We start from the raw sequence: 18,557 nt of genomic DNA on the forward strand, positions 1-18,557 counted from the left end.
CCTCACCGCCGAGCCGGCGTCGCCAGGTGCGCGCCGACGCGCGCGACCAGCTGCTCCACCGCCGAGGCGGTGAGTTCCAGGTCCGCCGAGATCGACACGACCACCAGCAGGCCGGTGCGCTCGGCGGCGCGGGTGAGCAGCAGGTACGCGTCGTCGCTCTCCACCAGGGTCTGGCGCACCCGGCCCGACCCGGTGCGCGCGCTGGCGCCGGCCACAGTGCTGTTGATCGACGATCCCAGCGCTGCCAGGGCGTCGGCGTCGTCGTCGGACAGGCCCGACGACGCGGTCGGCAGGCCGTCGGCGGAGAACAGGATCAGCCCCCGCGCGTCCGGCACCTGGCGGTGGAAATCCTGGAGCAACCAGCTCAGGTTGTCGCTGCTCACGAACGTCCCTCCTGCTGAGAACGGGCGCGCTGGATCTGGTTCATGAACGCCGCCGACCCCGACCGGCGCGGCTCGTCGGACGGCGGTTCCGGGTCGTCGGCCGCGGTGCTGGACGTCAGCCGCGCGAGCGTCGTGCCGCGTCTGCGCTGCGGCAGGCCGCCGGTGCTCTCCGGCTCGACCGAGGTGGACGTGCGGCGGGGCTTGCGGCGGATGCGGACCGTGGACTCGACGCCCTGCCGGTCGGCCCCCTGCCGGGGCTGGGCGGGCGAGGTGATCAGGTCGGCGGGCAGCACCACCGAGGCCCGGATGCCCGAGCCCTCCCCGGGGTGCAGGGCGACCTCGATGCCGCGCCGCTGCGCCAGCCGGGAGACCACCACCATGCCCAGCCGGACGTCGTCCTGCACCGAGTTGGCGGTGAAATCCGGTGGTGCGGACAGGGTTTCGTTGATCCGCTCGCGGTCGGCCGCGGGCATCCCCAGGCCGCGGTCCTCGATCTCCACCAGCACCCGGTCGCCGGTCGTGCGATCCACCCGCACCAGCACCGGCGAGTTCGGCGGTGAGAAGCGGGTGGCGTTGTCCATCAGCTCGGCCAGCACCCGGATCGTGTCGGTCACCGCCGGGCCCTTGACCGCCAGCGGCGGCACCGCCCGGACGTTGATCCGCGTGTAGTGCTCGGTCTCGCCGATCGCCGACTGCACGAGCTTGCTCAGCGGCACCGGGTCCCGCCAGCGCCGCCCCGGCCGGTCCCCGGCCAGCACCCGCAGGTTCTCGATCTTGCGGCGCAGCCGCGTCACCGTGCTGTCGACCTGCAGCAACCGGCGCAGCTTCGCCGGGTCCTGCTCGTCGTGCTCGGCGGCGTCGATGAGCACGATCGCCTGCTGGATGAGGGTCTGCTGGCCGCTGGCGATCGCGGCGATGGCGCTGCGGAACGCCGCGTGCGTGCCGGCCTCCTTGATCGTGGCGTCGATGGTGGCCCGCTGCGAGACCTCCATCGCGTCGGCGACCTCGCCGATCTCGTCGCGGCCGAAGTCCAGCTCGCCCAGCTCGTCGTCGACGTCGACCTCCTTGCCCTCGCGGGCGCGGGCCAGGATCGGCGGCAGCAGGTCGTGGGTGCGGTGCCGCACCGCGTCGCGCAGCCGCGCCAGCCGCTGCAGGACCTGCTCGGCCAGGCCGATGTTGCGCCACGAGTACCACCAGCACAGCGCGACGGCCGCGAGGGCGACCAGCACCACCAGGATCGTCCAGACGAACTTCGAGTAGGCCTGCGTCATGCCGAGCGTGATCGCGTGGTCGGACTGGGCCAGCGCCAGCTCGTTGAGGTCGCGGCCCACGGTGGTCACGTCGTCGTGCCACGCGCGCTGCTGCTCCGGCGGGAACGCGTGCGAGCCGTTCGCGCCGTCGGCGACCAGCCGGTCCTCGACCGCGGTGAGCCGCTGCCACGCGGGCGAGGCCGTCAGCGCGCGGTACTGCCGCTGCACCTCGGGTGCCGCGTGAGCGCTCTCAGAGCTGATGCGGCTGCGGTAGGTGAACACCTGCTCGGCGAACGCGTGGTGCTCGCCCGCCTCGAAGCGGCCCGAGTCCACCGCCGATCCGCCGAGCATCGCCGCCCGCCGCATCAGGTCCGAGGCGCGCAGCAGCTCGGTGGCGGTGATGCCGTCCTGGGTGACCTGGATGTCGTGCGCCAGCCGGGACTGGGTGTCGAACAGGTCGATGCCGGTGTCGATGGTGGCGTTGAAGTACTCGACGGTGGCGCGGCGGTTGAGCGGGCCCTGGGCCAGCAGGCGGCGCTGGGGCAGCTCGGCGAGCTGCTTCTTGAGCTGTTCGGTCTTGACCGCGATCGGTTCGGGCGCGTAGTCCGTCAGCGAGTCCAGCGTGCGGACGAGCTCGGTGGTGGTGCGGTCGCTGGTGACGCGCGCAGCCCCCAGCTCCGCGGTCGGGATGCCCTCGCGCACCGACAGGTCGCGTTCGTGCTGCAGCGCGGCGAACGCGCGCATCGCCGATCCACCGGCGTCCTCGGCCGCGACCCCGATCCGCCAGACGACGAAGGATTCGACCCCCTGCGGCACGGTAGAGGACAGCAGCACGACCGACAGCAGCACGATCGGCAGCGTGAGCGCGCGCGAGAGCCGCTTCTTGATGGTCCGGTGATGAGTCTCGGCGTCCTGTGACGTCACCAGCGGAAACCCCCCTCCGGTTTCTGCGGCGAAGATGATGGCGGGACGCTAGCAGCTGATTAACCCTGCGTGTCGCGCTTACCCGGCCGTGTCAAAGCACGTAACACGTTCATACCAACGCTGCTTACGGGTTGATCACGATCGGCATGCGGCTGGGCAAATTCTTCCTGGTGGGAGCAACCAACGGGGGGTGACCGGATTACTCCCGTATTCCGGTTTCGGAGAACTGCCGAAATCCGTTCCCCGAACGCGGGAGCAATCCGGTCGCCCTCGCGGCGGATCAGTAGCGGTGAACGTTCGGCGCGGAGGGGGCGGGCTGCGCCGTCGCCGAGTTCGGCGCCGAGGTCTTGGCCGGGTCGCCGTCGGAGGTGTAGCGCGACGCCGGGTCGGCGGCGAGCTTGTCGAGCCACACCGTCGAGCCGTAGTTCGCGTCCTCGCCGGTGGGGCCCTGCGAGCGGATGCGGGGGATGTTCGCCGGGTCGAAATCCGCGGTGAACGGCGAGGGAGCGGGGTTGGAACCCACCAGCATCACGCTCGTGTGGTGGTAGGTGACCCCGTCGGCCGAGCCGTCGGAGGCCAGCACCTCCTCGTCGGGGTGCATCCCCAGCGGCAGCGCCAGCGAGTCCACCCGCAACCCCGGAACGGCGTCGGTGATGATCTTCTGCATCCCGGCGATCTCGTGCCGCGCCTGCTCCGAGGAGACCTTCCCGAGGTTCGGGTGGTCGAGGGTGTGGTTGCCGATCTCGAAACCGTTGTCGTGCAACCAGGTGAGACTGCGCCGACCGGTGGGTTCCTCGAACGGCGGATTGAACACGTACATCGTCGCCACCGGGCGGAATCCCGGATTGGCCCGAGCGACCGACAGCAGGATGCCGACCGCCGACTCCGGGGCCGGACCGCCCGAAGCGTCCACAGTGAACTGAGTGGCCGAGCCGTCGTCGAAGGTGAGCACCACGGGATGCTTGCCGGCCGGGATGTCGATCTTCCCGGTTGCGTACTCGGTGGCCGTCACCGGAACGTAATCCTCGCGGACGAGGCGCTCCAGCTCGCCCCGGAAATCGGCCGGAGTGCGGTCGTACACGCTGGTCGGAGCGGGTGTGATGCGGTGGTACATCAGCACCGGCACGTCGCCGAGCTCGTTGGCACCGACGGAGGCCGGGTCCGGTGGCGGCGGGGGAGCGGGCGGTGCGGCAGGGGTGTTGGGCGGCGGCGGAGGGGCGGGCGCGGCGGGCGCGCTGCACGCGGCCGTGGCGCACAGCATCGCGAGAGCGGCGGCGCGAAGCGCGGTTCTGGAAGGCAACATCGGAACCAACGGTATAGATCAGGTTCCGCCGCCGGGATACTCCAACTGGCCAATTGATCTAGCCCGATCCGACTGCGACAGTGGGTTTCCGGCCGCGTGGTCGCGGCCGATCCCAATTGTCCAGCAAGGAAATTCGTGCACCGCGCGAGTTCGCCTAAGTCGGGGAGGCGAAACCGATGTCGGATGCTGCTTCAGCGCGCGCCCGCATCAAGGCCATCAGCGCCGGAACGCCCAAGTACGTGGTGATCGGAGTCGGTACCGCACTGGTGCTGCTCTTCGGTTTCCTCCTGTTACGCACGCTGTCCACTGAGGACGTGAAAATCACCGGTCTGGCTCAGCCGGTGAACACCAATGCCGAAGTCGGTATCCGGGGCGTGAACAACGCCAAGATCACGATCGACGGGCGGGAAGTCGCCGCGCGGCAGGTCCCGGGTGGTCTGACCTTGGCTCCTGCCGGTCTTCCGGACGGTTCGCACGAACTCGCCGTCGAAGCCCCGCGGAGCATCTCCTGGCTCGGTTCAGACACCACGAGTCACGAGTTCACTGTGGACAGCACGCCGCCCGACCTCCAGGTCGACGACTCGCTGCGCCCGGACGGGCCGAACCGCCCGGTCACCGTCACCGGCAAGGCGCACGGTGCGGAGCGCGTCGAGGTCGCGGGCAAGCAGGTCAGCACCGATCCGCAGGGCGCGTTCAGCGTCGTGGTCGACAAACCCGATCGGGATGTCAAGGTGGTGGCCACCGACCCGGCGGGCAACCGGACCGAGCGCGCAATGACGGTCCACATCAAGCACCCGGGGATGCGCGCCGTGCACGTCACCGGCATGGCCTGGACCAGCGACTCGCTGCGCGAACCGATCCTGGAGATGGCCCGCCAGGGCAAGATCGACACCGTCGAGCTCGACCTCAAGGACGAGAGCGGCGAGGTCGTCTACGACTCCGCGGTCCCGATGGCCCACCAGATCGGCGCCGTCAAGGGCTACTACAACGCCCGACAGACCCTCGACCAGCTGCACGGCATGGGCGTCCGCGTCGTCGGCCGGCTCGTGGCGTTCAAGGACCCGGTTCTGGGCGCGGCCTCCTGGAACGGCGGCCACCCCGAGCGCGTCGTGCAGACCTCGGGCGGTTCGCCCTGGTCCAGCGGCTACGGGCAGTTCGCGTTCACCAACTTCGCCGACCCGGTGGTGCGCCAGTACAACGTCGACATCGCCGCCGAGGCCGCGCAGCTGGGCTTCGACGACGTGCTCTACGACTACGTGCGCCGGCCGGACGGCCACATGAACGAGATGCGGATCCCGAACCTCGTCGGCACGCCGGAAGCGGCCATCGCCGACTTCCTGCGCCAGTCGCAGACCGAGGTCCGCTCGCGCGGGGCGCTGCTGGGCGCGTCGGTGTTCGGCATCGCCGTGGACCGGCCCACCGAGATCGCCCAGGACATCCGCCAGATGTCGCACTACGTCGACTACATCGCGCCGATGGTCTACCCGTCGCACTGGGCGGCCGGGGAGTTCGGCGTCGGCAACCCCAACAGCCAGCCCTACGACATCGTGGCCCGTTCCCTCGGGGCGTTCGCCAAGGCCGTCGAGGGCACGGACGTGCAGATCATCCCGTGGTTGCAGGACTTCAGCCTCGGGGTGTCCTACGGTCCGGGAGAGGTCGCGGCGCAGATCGACGCCGCCCGCAGCAACGGCATGAACTCCTTCCTGCTGTGGGCACCGAACTGCCGCTATCACGACGCCGCCCTGGCACCGAGGGGCTGAGCGAGGGACACGGGTCGTTCGCCTCGGTCGGGGGAGGTGAACGGCCCGTCGTCGTCACCAGGAGGAGGACAGATGAGGTCGAGCATCCGGGTGGGCGTGAGCGCGCTGGGCGCGTGCGCGCTGCTGGCACCGGTGATCCCGGTGGTCCAGGCGGAACCGGAACCGCCGAAGCAGGCCGAGGCCGTCGGGTTCGGCGGCGCGGTCTCCAGCGTCGACCCCGACGCCACCCGGGCGGGCCTGGAAGTCCTGCGCCGGGGCGGGACCGCGGCCGACGCGGCCGTGGCCACCGCCGCCGCGCTCGGCGTCACCGAGCCCTACTCCGCGGGCATCGGCGGAGGCGGGTACTTCGTGCACTACGACGCCTCGACCGGCCGCGTCGAGACCGTCGACGGCCGCGAGACCGCGCCGTCGGCGGCGGGCGAGGACCTGTTCCTGGAGAACGGCGAGCCGATCCCGTTCGACGACGCCGTCACCAGCGGGCTCGGAGTCGGCGTGCCCGGCACGCCGCTGACCTGGCAGCGCGCCCTGGACCGCTGGGGCCGCGAGGACCTCGACGAGGTGCTGCGCCCGGCCGAGGACCTCGCGCGCGACGGCTTCGTCGTCGACGACACCTTCCGCCAGCAGACCGCCGACAACCAGGAGCGGTTCAGCGCGTTCCCGGCCACCCGCGCGCTGTTCCTGCCCGGCGGGCAGCCCCCCGCCGTCGGCAGCGTGTTCCGCAACCCCGACCTCGCCGAGACCTACCGGCGGCTCGGCGACGAGGGTGTGAACGCGCTGTACTCCGGCGACATCGGCACCGACCTCGTCCGCACCGTCAACCAGCCGCCCGTCGACCCCGCGTCCGGACGGCACGTGCGCCCAGGGGCGATGACCACCGGCGACCTGCGCGACTACCGGGTCCTCGACCGGGAACCGACGCACTCCGGCTACCGGGGCCTCGACGTCTACGGCATGGCGCCGTCGGGCTCCGGCGGCACGACCGTCGGCGAAGCGCTCAACGTGCTGGAGCGCTCCGACCTCGCCGCCGCCGACAAGACCGGCTACCTGCACCGCTACCTGGAGGCGAGCAAGCTCGGCTTCGCCGACCGCAACCGGTGGGTCGGCGACCCCGCGTTCTCCGACGTGCCCACCGAGGGACTGCTCAGCGACGAGTTCGCGGCCTCCCGCGAGTGCCTGATCAGCGACGACGCCGCCCTGCCGGCGCCCGTCGCACCCGGCGACCCCGCATCCCCGCAGGACTGCGCCGGTGGTCGGGGCGGTGGCGAGCCCTACGAGGGGCCCAACACCACGCACCTGACCGTCGCCGACGCCCGCGGCGACGTCGTGTCCTACACGCTGACCATCGAGCAGACCGGCGGCAGCGGCATCGTCGTGCCCGGCCGCGGGTTCCTGCTCAACAACGAGCTCACCGACTTCAGCTTCACCCCGGTCACCCCGGGCGTGCCCGACCCGAACCTGCCGGGGCCGGGCAAGCGGCCGCGCAGCTCGATGAGCCCGACGATCGTGCTCCGCGACGGCCGACCCGCGCTCGCGCTCGGCAGCCCGGGCGGGGCGACGATCATCACCACCGTCCTGCAAACCCTCACCGGCCGTCTCGACCGCGGGCAGTCGCTCGTCGACGCCATCGCCGAACCCCGGGCCTCGCAGCGCAACAGCGCCACCACCGACGCCGAACCCGCCTTCCTCGCCCAGCCCGAGACCGCGAAGCTCGAAGCCCTCGGCCACCGCTTCGAGCCCACCGACGAGATCGGCGCCGCCACCGGCGTCGAACGCCTCCCCGACGGCCGCTGGCTCGCCGCCGCCGAACGCCACCGCCGAGGCGGGGGCTCGGCCGGAGTGGTCCTGCCCGCTCCCTGACCGATCGCGCCCCGGCCGCGGGTGCGGCGGTCGGCCGGGGCGCGCGTCCGGCTACTAGACTCGTCGGGTCGTAGTCGACGTGAGGGAGACCAGGTGACCGTCCAGCCGATCAGACTCTTCGGCGACCCCGTCCTGCGCACCAAGGCCGACGAGGTGGTCGACTTCGACAAGGAGCTGCGCACTCTCGTCAAGGACCTCTGGGACACGATGGAGGACCAGGGCGGAGCCGGGCTCGCCGCGCCCCAGCTGGGCGTGAGCCTGCGCGTGTTCACCTACCACTGCGACGGCTTCGCCGGGCACCTCATCAACCCCACCTGGACCGCCGTCGGCGGCGACGACCAGCTCGGGCCCGAGGGCTGCCTGTCCATCCCCGGCATGTCCTGGGACTGCCTGCGCTCCCAGCACGTCGTCGCGCGCGGCTGGAACCTCCACGGAGAGCCCGTCGAGGTCGAGGGCACCGATCTGCTGGCGCGCTGCATCCAGCACGAGACCGACCACCTCGACGGCGTGCTGTTCCTCGACCGCCTCGACGAGGAGACCCGCAAGGCCGCCATGCGCGAGATCCGCCAGTCCCCCTGGTTCGACGGCGCCACCCCGGTCATCAAGCAGAACCCGCACCCGCTGTTCGGAGGCCGCTGAGCATGCGCGTGGTCTTCGCCGGAACGCCCGCGCCCGCCGTCCCCGCGCTGCAGGCGCTCATCGACTCCGACCGGCACGAGGTCGCCGCCGTTGTGACCCGGCCCGACGCGCCCGCCGGGCGCGGCCGCAAGCTCGTGCGCTCGCCCGTAGGGGCGCTCGCCGACGAGCACGGCATCGAGGTCCTCACCCCGGCCAAGGCCTCCGACCCGGAGTTCCTGGCGCGGCTGCGCGAGATCGACCCCGACTGCTGCCCGGTCGTCGCCTACGGCGCGCTGCTGCGCGAGGAGGCGCTGGCGATCCCGCGGCACGGCTGGGTCAACCTGCACTTCTCGCTGCTGCCCGCCTGGCGCGGTGCCGCACCGGTGCAGGCCGCGATCCGGCACGGCGACGAGATCACCGGGGCCAGCACCTTCCGCATCGTCCGCGAGCTCGACGCCGGAGCGGTCTTCGGCGTGGTCACCGAGCAGATCCGCGCCACCGACACCGCCGGTGAGCTGCTGGAACGCTTGTCGATCTCGGGTGCCGACCTGCTGTCGGCCACGCTCGACGGCATCGAGGACGGCAGCGTGCGCGCCGAGGAGCAGCCCGCCGACGGCGTCAGCTACGCGCCCAAGGTCACCGTCGAGGACGCCAAGGTCGACTTCACCGCGCCCGCCGCGGCCGTCGACCGGCTCATCCGCGCCGTCACGCCCGAGCCCGGCGCGTGGGCGTGGCTGGGGGAGGAGCGGTTCAAGCTCGGCCCCGTCACCGTCACCGACGAGCAGCTGCGGCCGGGCGAGATCAAGACCGAGAAGCGCCGGGTCCTCGTCGGCACCGGCACCACCGCCGTCGCTCTGGGCCAGGTGCAGGCGGCAGGCAAGAAGCGCATGGCCGCCACCGACTGGGCGCGCGGAACCCGCATCGAGCAAGGAGACAAGCTCCAGTGACTGAACGCCGCCGACGGCCCAACCGCCCGTCGAAGGCCCGCCCGCCGCAGCGCAAGGCCAACCCGCGACCGGTGGACGTCGACCCGGTGCGGCTGGTCGCGGTGGAGACGCTGCGCGCGGTCCGCGAGCGCGACGCCTACGCCAACCTCGCGCTGCCACCGCTGCTCCAGCAGCGGCGCATCAGCGGCCGGGACGCGGCGCTGGCCACCGAGCTCACCTACGGCGCGTGCCGGGCGCAGGGCCTGCTCGACGCGGTGATCGGCGAGTGCAGCACGCGCCCGCTGTCCGAAATGGACCCGAAGCTGCTCGACGCGCTGCGCGTCGGGGTGTACCAGATCCTGCGCACCCGCATCCCCGCGCACGCCGCAGTGGCATCCACTGTGGACATCGTGCGGTTCGAGAACGGGTCCAAGCTCTCCGGTTTCGCCAACGCCGTGCTGCGGCGCGCGGCCGAGAAGGACGAGCAGCAGTGGGTCGAGCAGATCGCCCCGGACCGGGCCGACGACCCCGTCGGCCACCTCGCGATGAAGCACGCGCATCCGAAGTGGATCGCGCAGGCGTTCGCCGACGCCCTCGGGCTCGACGAGCTGGAGGACGCGCTGGCCGCCGACGACACCCGCCCGGCGGTGCACCTGACCGCGCGGCCCGGCGAGATCAGCGCCGACGAGCTCGCCGCCATCACCGGCGGCGACCCCGCGCCCTACTCGCCCTACGGCGTGCGGCTGGAGGCCGGCGCCGGTGACCCCGGTGACCTGGAGCCGGTGCAGGAGGGCTTCGCCGTCGTGCAGGACGAGGGGTCCCAGCTGGTCAGCCTCGCCGTCACCAAGCCCGAGATCTCGGGTTCCGACCTGCGCTGGCTGGACCTGTGCGCCGGACCCGGCGGCAAGGCCGGGTTGCTGGGCGCGCTGGTCACCCTCGACGGCGGGACGCTCGACGCCGTCGAGCAGGCGCCGCACCGAGCAGACCTGGTGCGCAAGGCCACCGAGGGCCTGTCGGTGACCGTGCACACCGCGGACGGCCGTTCTCCCGGCCTGGAACCGGGTTTCGACCGGGTGCTGGTCGACGCGCCCTGCACCGGGCTCGGGGCGCTGCGGCGACGTCCGGAGGCGCGCTGGCGGCGTCAGCCCGGCGACGTCGGCGAGCTGACCAAGCTGCAGCGGGAACTGCTCATCTCGGCGATCGAGCTCACCCGGCCCGGCGGGATCGTCGGCTACGTCGTGTGCTCGCCGCACCTGCCCGAGACCGAAGGCGTCGTGGCCGACGTCGTCCGGCGCACCGGCGTCACCCAGCTCGACGCGCGCGAGCACTTCCCGGACGTCCCCGACCTGGGCGACGGGCCGGGCGTGCAGCTGTGGCCGCACAAGCACGGCACCGACGCGATGTTCTGCGCCCTCTTCCGGGTGTGACGAAGGAGCGCTCTGAGGTGGACTACCGGGACTGGTTGGCGGTCGCGATCGCCGAGGCCGAGGCGGGGCTGGCCTCCGGCGGCATCCCCATCGGCGCCGCGCTGATCGGGGCCGACGGCGAGGTGCTCGGGCGCGGGCACAACCGGCGGGTGCAGGACGACGACCCGTCGGTGCACGGCGAGACCGCGGCCTTCCGCGACGCCGGGCGGCAGCGCTCCTACGGCGGCACGACGATGGTCACGACCCTCTCGCCGTGCTGGTACTGCAGCGGTCTGATCAGGCAGTTCGGCATCGGGCGGGTCGTCATCGGCGAGGCCCGCAACTTCCACGGCGGACACGACTGGCTCGCCGAGCACGGCGTCGACGTCGTCGTCCTCGACGACCCCGGCTGCACCCGCATGATGGCCGACTTCATCGCCACCCACCCCCACCTCTGGAACGAGGACATCGGGGAGGGCTGAGCCCCTCCGGCGGGAACAACGGGCTCCTCCGGCGGGAACAACGGGACGGTCGCGGTGGTTCTGCCGGGGCAGTCGACGATTTCGAAGGTGGTTCGCAATGTCCTCCACTCCGGTCGAAGTGACTCGCACCGGCGAGCACACGTTCACCGCGACCAACTCGCGCGGCGCCGAGGTCACCGTGGGGCGGGACGGGGCGCCCGGCGCGTTCACCCCCGGTGAGCTGCTGCTCGCGGCCGTCGCCGCCTGCTCCGCGGTGACGAGCGAGAACCTCTTCGTCCGCCGCATCGGCGAGGACGCGAAGCTCGTCGCGCACGCCGACCGCACCAAGAACCCCGGCGACGACCACAAGTTCGCCGAGATCCAGGTCTCCCTCGAAGCCGACCTCGACGACGTCGACAACCGCGACAAGCTCCTCAGCGCGGTCCGGCGAGCCATCGAGAACTACTGCACGGTGAGCCGCTCCGTCGAGGAATCCACCCCCATCGCCCTCACCCTCCCCAGCTGATCTCCCGGGGGCGACGCGGTCCGCAGTGGTGACGGTTTTAGCCATAATTGCCCATGATCGATGTCCTTTTTGTCCGGTCAATTATGGCTAAAACCGTCACCTTCCCGGTGCTGGACCCACCGGAGGCAACGCTTCGGTAGCCGTGGGGCCGCTGGAGCGGAGGGGCGTCGTAAGGTGCTCGGGCGTTTCGAAGTGGGCGACGAGCAGGAGGCAGTTCAGGTGGTTGAGGACACCGCACCGGCCGAGCGGTCCGGGTTGCGCCGGGCGCTGTCCGGGCGCCAGGTCGGGATGATCGCCATCGGCGGCGCCATCGGGACGGGACTGTTCCTCGGCTCCGGGCTGGCGATCTCCATCGCCGGACCCGCGGTGATCATCGCCTACGCCGTGGCCGCCTTCGCCGCGCTGGCGCTGGCCTACGCGCTGGCCGAGATGATCGTCGTGCAGCCCGAGGCCGGTGGCTTCGGCGCCGTCATCCGCGAGCACCTCGGCGGCCTGCCGGGCTTCGTCTCGCGCTGGATGTACTGGGCCGCGCAGGTCGTCAACATCGGCAGCGAGGTCATCGCCGCCGGTCTCTACCTGCAGTTCTGGTACCCGCAACTGCCGCTGTGGATCCCCGTCGTCGGCTTCTCGGTGGTGATGCTGGCGATCAACCTCGCCGCCGTGCGGTTCTTCGGCGAGTTCGAGTACTGGTTCGCCATGATCAAGGTCGTCACCATCGTGGTGTTCGTCGGCCTCGGCATCATCTACATCCTCTTCGGCCTGCCCGGTCACGAGCCAGCCGGCGTCGGCGCGCTCACCGAGCACGGCGGCTTCCTGCCCAACGGCCTGGGCGCGGTGTGGCTCGCGCTGACCGTGGTCACCTTCTCCTACCTGGGCACCGAGGCGGTGTCGATGACCGCCGCCGAGTCCCGCGACCCCGCCCGCGACGTCCCGCGCGCCGCGCGCAGCACCGTGCTGCGGCTCGCGCTGTTCTACGTGATGGGCATGCTCGTGGTCGTCTCGATCCTGCCGTGGAACGAGGTCTCCTCCTCCGAGGACGTCACCGAGAGCCCGTTCGTGCGCCTGTTCAGCATGGTCGGCATCCCCGCCGCGGCCGGGATCATGAACTTCGTGGTGCTCACCGCCGCCCTGTCGGCGATGAACACCAACCTCTACCTGACCGCCCGCATGACCCACTCGCTCGCGCTCGACGGCTACGCGCCGAAGTGGTTCGCCCGGGTCAGCGCCAACGGCGTCCCGCGCCGCGCGCTGGTGCTCTCGGCGGCGGGCCTGGCGCTGGCCGCCGCGCTGGCGGTGTTCACCGAGGAGAGCGCGTTCCCGCTGCTCATCGGCCTGGCGCTGTTCGCGGCGCTGCTCGTGTGGCTGATGATCTTCGGTTCGCACCTGGTGTTCCGCCGCCGTCGGGCGGCCCAGGGCCTGGACCCCTCCCCGGTGCGGCTGCCGGGCGCCCCGGTCACCACCGTGCTGGCGATGCTGTTCGTGGCCGCCGTGCTGCTGACGACCCCGTTCACCGAGCAGTTCAACACCGCGTGGAAGGCGGGCGTCCCCTTCCTGGTGGTGCTGGCGATCGCCTACTACGCGATCAACCGCAAGCAGCGGGCTTGACCGAGAAAGGCGCGTCCCCGCGACCGTTCGTCACGGGGACGCGACCGTCGGAGGAGGGCGTGGGGGTGAGCGCGGCCGGTGGGATCTAAACTCGCGCATGTGTCGAACCAGCCGATGATCGCGCCTTCCATCCTCTCCGCAGATTTCGCCCGGCTCGCCGACGAGATCTCCGCCGTCGGCGGAGAGCCCGGCAAGCGGGCCGACTGGCTCCACGTCGACGTGATGGACGCGCACTTCGTGCCGAACCTCACGCTGGGCCTGCCGGTCGTGCAGTCCATCCTCAAGACGACCGACATCCCGATCGACTGCCACCTCATGATCGAGGACCCCGACCGCTGGGCCCCCGGTTACGCCGAGGCCGGCGCGCACAACGTCACCGTGCACGTCGAGGCGGCGCACAACCCGGTCAACCTCGCCAAGGACCTGCGCGCCGCCGGTGCCAAGGCCGGTCTGGCGATCAAGCCGGGCACCAACTTCGACGACTACGTCGAGGTCCTCAAGCACTACGACACCCTGCTGGTGATGTCGGTCGAGCCGGGCTTCGGCGGCCAGAAGTTCATCGCCGACGTGCTCGACAAGGTCCGCAAGGCCCGGAAGCTCGTCGACACCGGTCACCTGAAGCTGCTGGTGGAGATCGACGGCGGCATCAACGCCGACACCATCGAGCAGGCCGCCGAGGCCGGTGTGGACTGCTTCGTGGCGGGCTCGGCCGTCTACAACGGCAAGGACCCGGCCGAGGCCATCGAGGCCCTGCGCGGCCTCGCCGCCCCGGCCTTCGCCCGCGCCCGGGCCTGAAACACCACCGCCGCGCATCGCCCGAGGAGCACGCCATGGCCGCTGAGGTCGAAGCGCGGGCGATGCGCGCCGCGATCGCGGCCAGCGAGCGGGTCCGGGGCACCACCAGCCCGAACCCGCCCGTGGGCTGCGTGATCCTCGACGCGCGCGGCGAGGTCGCCGGAACGGGCGCCACCAGCCCGCCCGGCGGCCCGCACGCCGAGGTCAACGCCCTGCGCGAAGCCGGATCGCGCGCTCAGGGCGGCACCGCCGTGGTCACCCTCGAACCCTGCGCGCACACCGGCCGCACCCCGCCGTGCGCCGAGGCGCTGCGGGCCGCCGGGGTGGCCCGCGTCGTGCACGCCGTCTCCGATCCGAACCCGTCGGCCGCGGGCGGCGCCGAAGTGCTGCGCGCCGCCGGAGTCGACGTCCACAGTGGTCTGCTCCGCGACGAGGTCGCGAAAGGGCCGCTGCGGGCCTGGTTGCACTTCGTCCACACCGGACGCCCGCATGTAACCTGGAAGTACGCGGCCACATTGGACGGACGTTCGGCGGCCGCGGACGGCACCAGCAAGTGGATCAGCTCCGCCGAGTCGCGGGCCGAGGTGGGCCGGGTGCGCGCGGCGATGGACGCCATCATCGCGGGCACCGGCACGATCCTCGCCGACGACGCGCAGCTGACCGCCCGCGACCCGGGCGGAGCGCTGCTGGACCGGCAACCGCTGCGCGTGGTCATCGGCGACCGCGAGATCCCGCCGGGGTCCCGGGTCCTCGACGACGCCGCCGAGACCGTCCGGCTGCCCGGTGGCGACCCCGCCGCGGCCCTGGCCGAGCTCGCCCGCCGCGGCGTGGTCGACGTGCTGCTGGAAGGCGGGCCGACCCTGGCCGGGGCCTTCTGGCGGGCGCGCCTGGTCGACCGGGTGCTGGCCTACGTCGCCCCCGCGCTGCTGGGATCGGGACCCGCCGCGCTGGGAGATGCGGGCGTGGGAAGCATCTCGCAGGCATGGCGGTTGCGAATCGAAGAGACGACGATGAGTGGCCCGGACGTGCGCATCAGCGCCGTCCCGATCAGCGCCGCCCCGCAGGACTGAAGTCGCGGGCAGCGGGGCTCGCAGGGCAGGCAGGAGGCAGCAGTGTTCACCGGGATCGTCGAGGAACTCGGCACCATCGAGTCCGTGGAGCCCCTAGAGGACGGCTCGCGGCTGACCATCAGCGGTCCGGTGGTCACCCAGGACGCCAAGCACGGCGACTCGATCGCGGTCAACGGCGTCTGTCTCACCGTGGTCACCACCGAGGGCGAGCGCTTCACCGTCGACGTGGTCTCCGAGACGCTGCGCCGCTCATCGCTCAAGCGCATCGCCGCAGGTGAGCGGGTCAACCTGGAGCGCGCGATGGCGCTGGGGGAGCGCCTCGGCGGGCACATCGTGCAGGGCCACGTCGACGGCACGGCCGTGCTGCGCGGCACCGACGAGGCCACCGGGCTGACCTCGTTCGACCTGCCCGGGCACCTCGCGCACTACCTGGTGGAGAAGGGGTCGATCACCGTCGACGGCGTGTCGCTGACCGTCGTCGAGGTCGTCGACGGGGAGCCCGCGCGGTTCTCCATCGCGCTGATCCCCACCACCAAGGACCTGACGACCCTCGGCCGACGCGCCGCGGGTGACGAAGTGAACATCGAAGTGGATGTGCTGGCCAAGCACCTGGAGCGGCTCTCCGCAGCTCAGCTGGCCGCGCAGAGCGCTGGTGGACCCGCGGTGACGGGGGACAATGGCGGCATCAGGGAGGCGCGATGAACCCCGAGGACGAGGTTTCGGAAACGGTGAGCACGAACAAGTTCGACACCATCGAGCGGGCGCTGGCCGACATCGCGGCCGGCAAGCCGGTGGTCGTCGTCGACGACGAGGACCGCGAGAACGAGGGCGACCTCATCTTCGCCGCGGAGAAGGCCACGCCCGAGCTGGTGGCCTTCATGGTCCGCTACACCTCGGGCTACATCTGCGTCGGCATGCCCGCCGAGGACTGCGACCGGCTCGACCTGCCGCCGATGTACCACTCCAACCAGGACCGCAAGGGCACCGCGTACACGGTCACCGTCGACGCCGCCGAGGGCGTGACCACCGGCATCTCCGCCGCCGACCGCGCGAAGACGCTCCAGGTGCTGGCCGACGCCGATGCCACGCCGAAGGACCTCACCCGGCCCGGCCACGTGGTGCCGCTGCGCGCCCGCGACGGCGGCGTGCTGCGCCGCCCCGGCCACACCGAGGCGTCGGTCGACCTGGCCCGGCTCGCGGGTCTGCGCCCGGCGGGCGCGCTGTGCGAGATCGTCAGCCAGAAGTCCGAGGGCGACATGGCCCGCCGCGACGAGCTGGAGGTCTTCGCCGACGAGCACGACCTGGCGCTGATCACCATCGCCGACCTGATCACCTACCGCCGGCGCTTCGAGAAGCAGGTCGTGCGGGTGGCCGAGGCCCGCATCCCGACCGTGCACGGCACGTTCCGGACCGTCGGCTACGACAGCACGCTGGACGGCATCGAGCACCTGGCGATGGTCTACGGCGACATCGGCGACGGCGAGGACATCCTGGTGCGGGTGCACTCCGAGTGCCTGACCGGCGACGTCATCGGCTCGCTGCGCTGCGACTGCGGCCCGCAGCTGGACGCGGCGATGGCGAAGGTCGCCGAGGCAGGGCGCGGCGTGGTGCTCTACATGCGCGGCCACGAGGGACGCGGCATCGGCCTGATCCACAAGCTGCAGGCCTACCAGCTGCAGGACGACGGCGCCGACACCGTCGACGCCAACGTCGCGCTGGACCTGCCGGTGGACAGCCGCGACTACGGCCAGGGCGCGCAGATCCTCTGCGACCTGGGCATCAAGTCGATGCGGCTGCTCACCAACAACCCGGCCAAGCGCATCGGCCTGGAGGGCTACGGCCTGCGCATCGTCGACCGCGTGCCGCTGCCGATCCGCCCGAACCCGGAGAACATCCGCTACCTGCGGACCAAGCGCGACCGCATGGGCCACGTCCTGGACAATCTGGACGACGGCGAGGACTCGTCGATCGCTGGGGATTCCGGGGTCACGGCATGAGGTTCGGTAAAGCAGCAGGAGCCCTCGAAACCGCATCTCAGGGGACCGTGAAGCAACCCAGCCACAAGCAACCTCCACACGCTAGGTTGTCCTGGGACGCGACCACCACTGAAAAGCGCGGAGAGGCGGAACCGGGAGAGGCGGAGCAAGTATGAGTGGGGAAGGTCGGCCCAGGGTCGCGGTTCCGCAGGCCGGGGATCTGAAGCTGGGGATCGCGGCGATCCGCTGGCACGAGAAGCTGGTGGACCAGATGCTCGACCGGGCGGTCGAGGCGGCCAAGGAAGCCGGCATCGCCGAGCCGACCGTGGTGCGCGTGCCCGGCTCGGTGGAGCTGCCGGTGGTGTGCCAGCAGCTGGCGCACTCGCACGACGCGGTGGTGGCGCTGGGCGTGGTCATCCGCGGCGGCACCCCGCACTTCGAGTACGTGTGCGACTCGGTCACCCAGGGCCTGACCCGGGTGGCGCTGGACGAGTCCACCGCCATCGGCAACGGCGTGCTCACCACCGACGACCTGGAGCAGGCCGTGGCCCGCGCCGGGTTCGCCGATTCGGTCGAGGACAAGGGATTCGAGGCCACCGCGGCCGCGCTGGAGACGGCGTTGGTGCTGCGCGAGCTGCGCGGCGGCGTCGACGGCGACCGGGGGTTCCTGTGAGCGCCGCGACGGTGGAGGTGCGCCCGCGCAAGGTCCGGCGGGTGGCGATCCCGATCGCGATCGTGCTGGTCGTGGTGTTCGCGCTGGTCGGAACGCTGCTGCGGGACACCCCGACGGGCGCGATCTTCACCGTCGCCGACCAGGTCGCGATGGGCTTCCTCGGTCTGCTGCTGGCCGGGGGCGTCATGCTGCTGACCCGGCCTCGGTTGCGCGCCGACGCCGACGGGCTGGAGATCCGCAACATCATCGGCACCCAGCGGGTCTCGTGGGACCTGGTGCAGGGCTCACGTTCCCCGACGGGGCCCCGTGGGCCCGCGTGGAGCTCCCGGACGACGAGTACGTCCCGATCATGGCCGTCCAGGCCACCGACGGCGACCACGCGGTCGCGGCCATGCGCCGGCTCCGCGAACTCCGCCGCACCATCGACGCCTGACCAGGCCGGAACGCACGAAGAACCCCGGTGATCGACATGATCACCGGGGTTCTCCGCATCAGCACCTGCCCGGGACACCGGATCGCGGCCGTGATCAGGAACCTGATCACGGGCGCAATCCGGGTCGGTGGAGTCTCAGCCCGCGGAGACGAGGTCGCAGACGAAGATGAGGGTTTCGTTGGGGGCGATGACGCCGGGGACGCCGCGGGGGCCGTAGCCCATGTGCGGCGGGATCGAGAGGCGACGGCGGCCGCCGACCTTCATGCCCTGCAGGCCCTTGTCCCAGCCCTCGATGACCATGCCGGAGCCGAGCTTCAGGTCCAGCGGCTGACCGCGGTTCCAGCTGGCGTCGAACTCCTTGCCGGTGCTGTGGGAGATGCCGACGTAGTGCGCCGACACCTGGTCGCCTGCCTTGGCCTCCGGGCCGTCGCCGACGATGAGGTCCTCGATCACCAGTTCCGGCGACGGCTCGCCGGTGGGGGCCTCCACGACGGGCTTCTCGTTGCTCACGAAGTGCTCCTAGAAGTTCGGGAACGTTCACCGACCATTGTGGTCGCACGCCAGCCCCGGAGCACCGCGACCCCGCACCTC

Annotated in this window: 17 protein-coding genes and 1 pseudogene; 14 read left to right on the forward strand and 4 right to left on the reverse strand. The window is 71.7% G+C overall.

Features of this window, described 5'->3' with window-relative positions; genetic code table 11:
• Window positions 1-2: 2 nt before the first annotated feature.
• The 3 genes from REH65_RS26985 to REH65_RS26995 form a co-directional block, all read right to left on the reverse strand.
• Window positions 3-383, reverse strand: a complete 381-nt coding sequence (locus REH65_RS26985; RefSeq protein ID WP_406689642.1) for a roadblock/LC7 domain-containing protein — start codon at window positions 381-383, stop codon at window positions 3-5.
• Entirely contained in the window at window positions 380-2,557 is a 2,178-nt protein-coding gene (locus REH65_RS26990) for a nitrate- and nitrite sensing domain-containing protein (protein WP_406689643.1), read from the reverse strand. Before REH65_RS26990 ends, REH65_RS26985 begins: the two co-directional genes overlap by 4 nt.
• A gap of 280 nt (window positions 2,558-2,837) precedes the next feature.
• Window positions 2,838-3,860 (reverse strand): polysaccharide deacetylase family protein, encoded by a 1,023-nt coding sequence (locus tag REH65_RS26995; protein WP_406689644.1) that lies wholly within the window; start codon window positions 3,858-3,860, stop codon window positions 2,838-2,840.
• Between the two features lie 176 nt (window positions 3,861-4,036).
• On the opposite strand from REH65_RS26995, the gene REH65_RS27000 reads away from it, so the two are divergent.
• The 14 genes and pseudogenes from REH65_RS27000 to REH65_RS27065 all read left to right on the forward strand — a co-directional run bounded on the left by REH65_RS27000 (window position 4,037) and on the right by REH65_RS27065 (window position 17,966).
• Window positions 4,037-5,620: a putative glycoside hydrolase gene (locus tag REH65_RS27000; RefSeq protein ID WP_406689645.1), complete on the forward strand. Its 1,584-nt coding sequence runs from the start codon at window positions 4,037-4,039 to the stop codon at window positions 5,618-5,620.
• A 72-nt stretch (window positions 5,621-5,692) separates the two neighbouring features.
• Window positions 5,693-7,477: a gamma-glutamyltransferase gene (ggt, locus tag REH65_RS27005; RefSeq protein WP_406689646.1), complete on the forward strand. Its 1,785-nt coding sequence runs from the start codon at window positions 5,693-5,695 to the stop codon at window positions 7,475-7,477.
• A gap of 93 nt (window positions 7,478-7,570) precedes the next feature.
• Window positions 7,571-8,116, forward strand: coding sequence for a peptide deformylase (gene def, locus REH65_RS27010; protein ID WP_406689647.1), 546 nt, complete (start codon window positions 7,571-7,573; stop codon window positions 8,114-8,116).
• 2 nt (window positions 8,117-8,118) lie between these two features.
• Window positions 8,119-9,042, forward strand: a complete 924-nt coding sequence (fmt, locus tag REH65_RS27015) for a methionyl-tRNA formyltransferase (protein ID WP_406689648.1) — start codon at window positions 8,119-8,121, stop codon at window positions 9,040-9,042.
• Window positions 9,039-10,448, forward strand: a complete 1,410-nt coding sequence (locus tag REH65_RS27020; protein WP_406689649.1) for an RsmB/NOP family class I SAM-dependent RNA methyltransferase — start codon at window positions 9,039-9,041, stop codon at window positions 10,446-10,448. The genes fmt and REH65_RS27020 overlap by 4 nt, the downstream gene beginning before the upstream one ends.
• A 17-nt stretch (window positions 10,449-10,465) precedes the next feature.
• Window positions 10,466-10,909 carry a nucleoside deaminase gene (locus tag REH65_RS27025; RefSeq protein ID WP_406689650.1) on the forward strand — a complete coding sequence of 148 codons (444 nt, stop codon included), beginning with the start codon at window positions 10,466-10,468 and terminating at the stop codon, window positions 10,907-10,909.
• 97 nt (window positions 10,910-11,006) lie between these two features.
• Complete coding sequence (locus REH65_RS27030; RefSeq protein ID WP_406689651.1) at window positions 11,007-11,414, forward strand: OsmC family protein; 408 nt, start codon at window positions 11,007-11,009, stop codon at window positions 11,412-11,414.
• 219 nt (window positions 11,415-11,633) lie between these two features.
• Window positions 11,634-13,019, forward strand: a complete 1,386-nt coding sequence (locus tag REH65_RS27035) for an amino acid permease (protein ID WP_406689652.1) — start codon at window positions 11,634-11,636, stop codon at window positions 13,017-13,019.
• A gap of 114 nt (window positions 13,020-13,133) precedes the next feature.
• Window positions 13,134-13,814, forward strand: a complete 681-nt coding sequence (gene rpe, locus REH65_RS27040) for a ribulose-phosphate 3-epimerase (protein WP_281454024.1) — start codon at window positions 13,134-13,136, stop codon at window positions 13,812-13,814.
• 35 nt (window positions 13,815-13,849) lie between these two features.
• A complete protein-coding gene (gene ribD / locus REH65_RS27045; RefSeq protein ID WP_406689653.1) occupies window positions 13,850-14,884 on the forward strand; it encodes a bifunctional diaminohydroxyphosphoribosylaminopyrimidine deaminase/5-amino-6-(5-phosphoribosylamino)uracil reductase RibD in 1,035 nt (344 codons plus the stop codon).
• 42 nt (window positions 14,885-14,926) lie between these two features.
• A complete protein-coding gene (locus tag REH65_RS27050; protein ID WP_406689654.1) occupies window positions 14,927-15,586 on the forward strand; it encodes a riboflavin synthase in 660 nt (219 codons plus the stop codon).
• The gene (locus tag REH65_RS27055; RefSeq protein WP_281453726.1) at window positions 15,583-16,881 is read left to right on the forward strand and encodes a bifunctional 3,4-dihydroxy-2-butanone-4-phosphate synthase/GTP cyclohydrolase II; all 1,299 of its coding nucleotides are present in this window, start codon (window positions 15,583-15,585) and stop codon (window positions 16,879-16,881) included. The genes REH65_RS27050 and REH65_RS27055 overlap by 4 nt, the downstream gene beginning before the upstream one ends.
• A 151-nt stretch (window positions 16,882-17,032) precedes the next feature.
• Window positions 17,033-17,533 carry a 6,7-dimethyl-8-ribityllumazine synthase gene (gene ribH / locus REH65_RS27060; protein ID WP_281453725.1) on the forward strand — a complete coding sequence of 167 codons (501 nt, stop codon included), beginning with the start codon at window positions 17,033-17,035 and terminating at the stop codon, window positions 17,531-17,533.
• A 185-nt stretch (window positions 17,534-17,718) separates the two neighbouring features.
• Window positions 17,719-17,966 (forward strand): annotated as a pseudogene (locus REH65_RS27065) (PH domain-containing protein).
• A 135-nt stretch (window positions 17,967-18,101) separates the two neighbouring features.
• Here the strand turns inward: REH65_RS27065 and REH65_RS27070 are convergent.
• Complete coding sequence (locus tag REH65_RS27070) at window positions 18,102-18,476, reverse strand: FKBP-type peptidyl-prolyl cis-trans isomerase (protein WP_281453723.1); 375 nt, start codon at window positions 18,474-18,476, stop codon at window positions 18,102-18,104.
• Window positions 18,477-18,557 lie beyond the last annotated feature (81 nt).

This window comes from Saccharopolyspora sp. ID03-671, assembly GCF_045278815.1.
Classification (GTDB): Bacteria; Actinomycetota; Actinomycetes; order Mycobacteriales; family Pseudonocardiaceae; genus Saccharopolyspora; species Saccharopolyspora ipomoeae.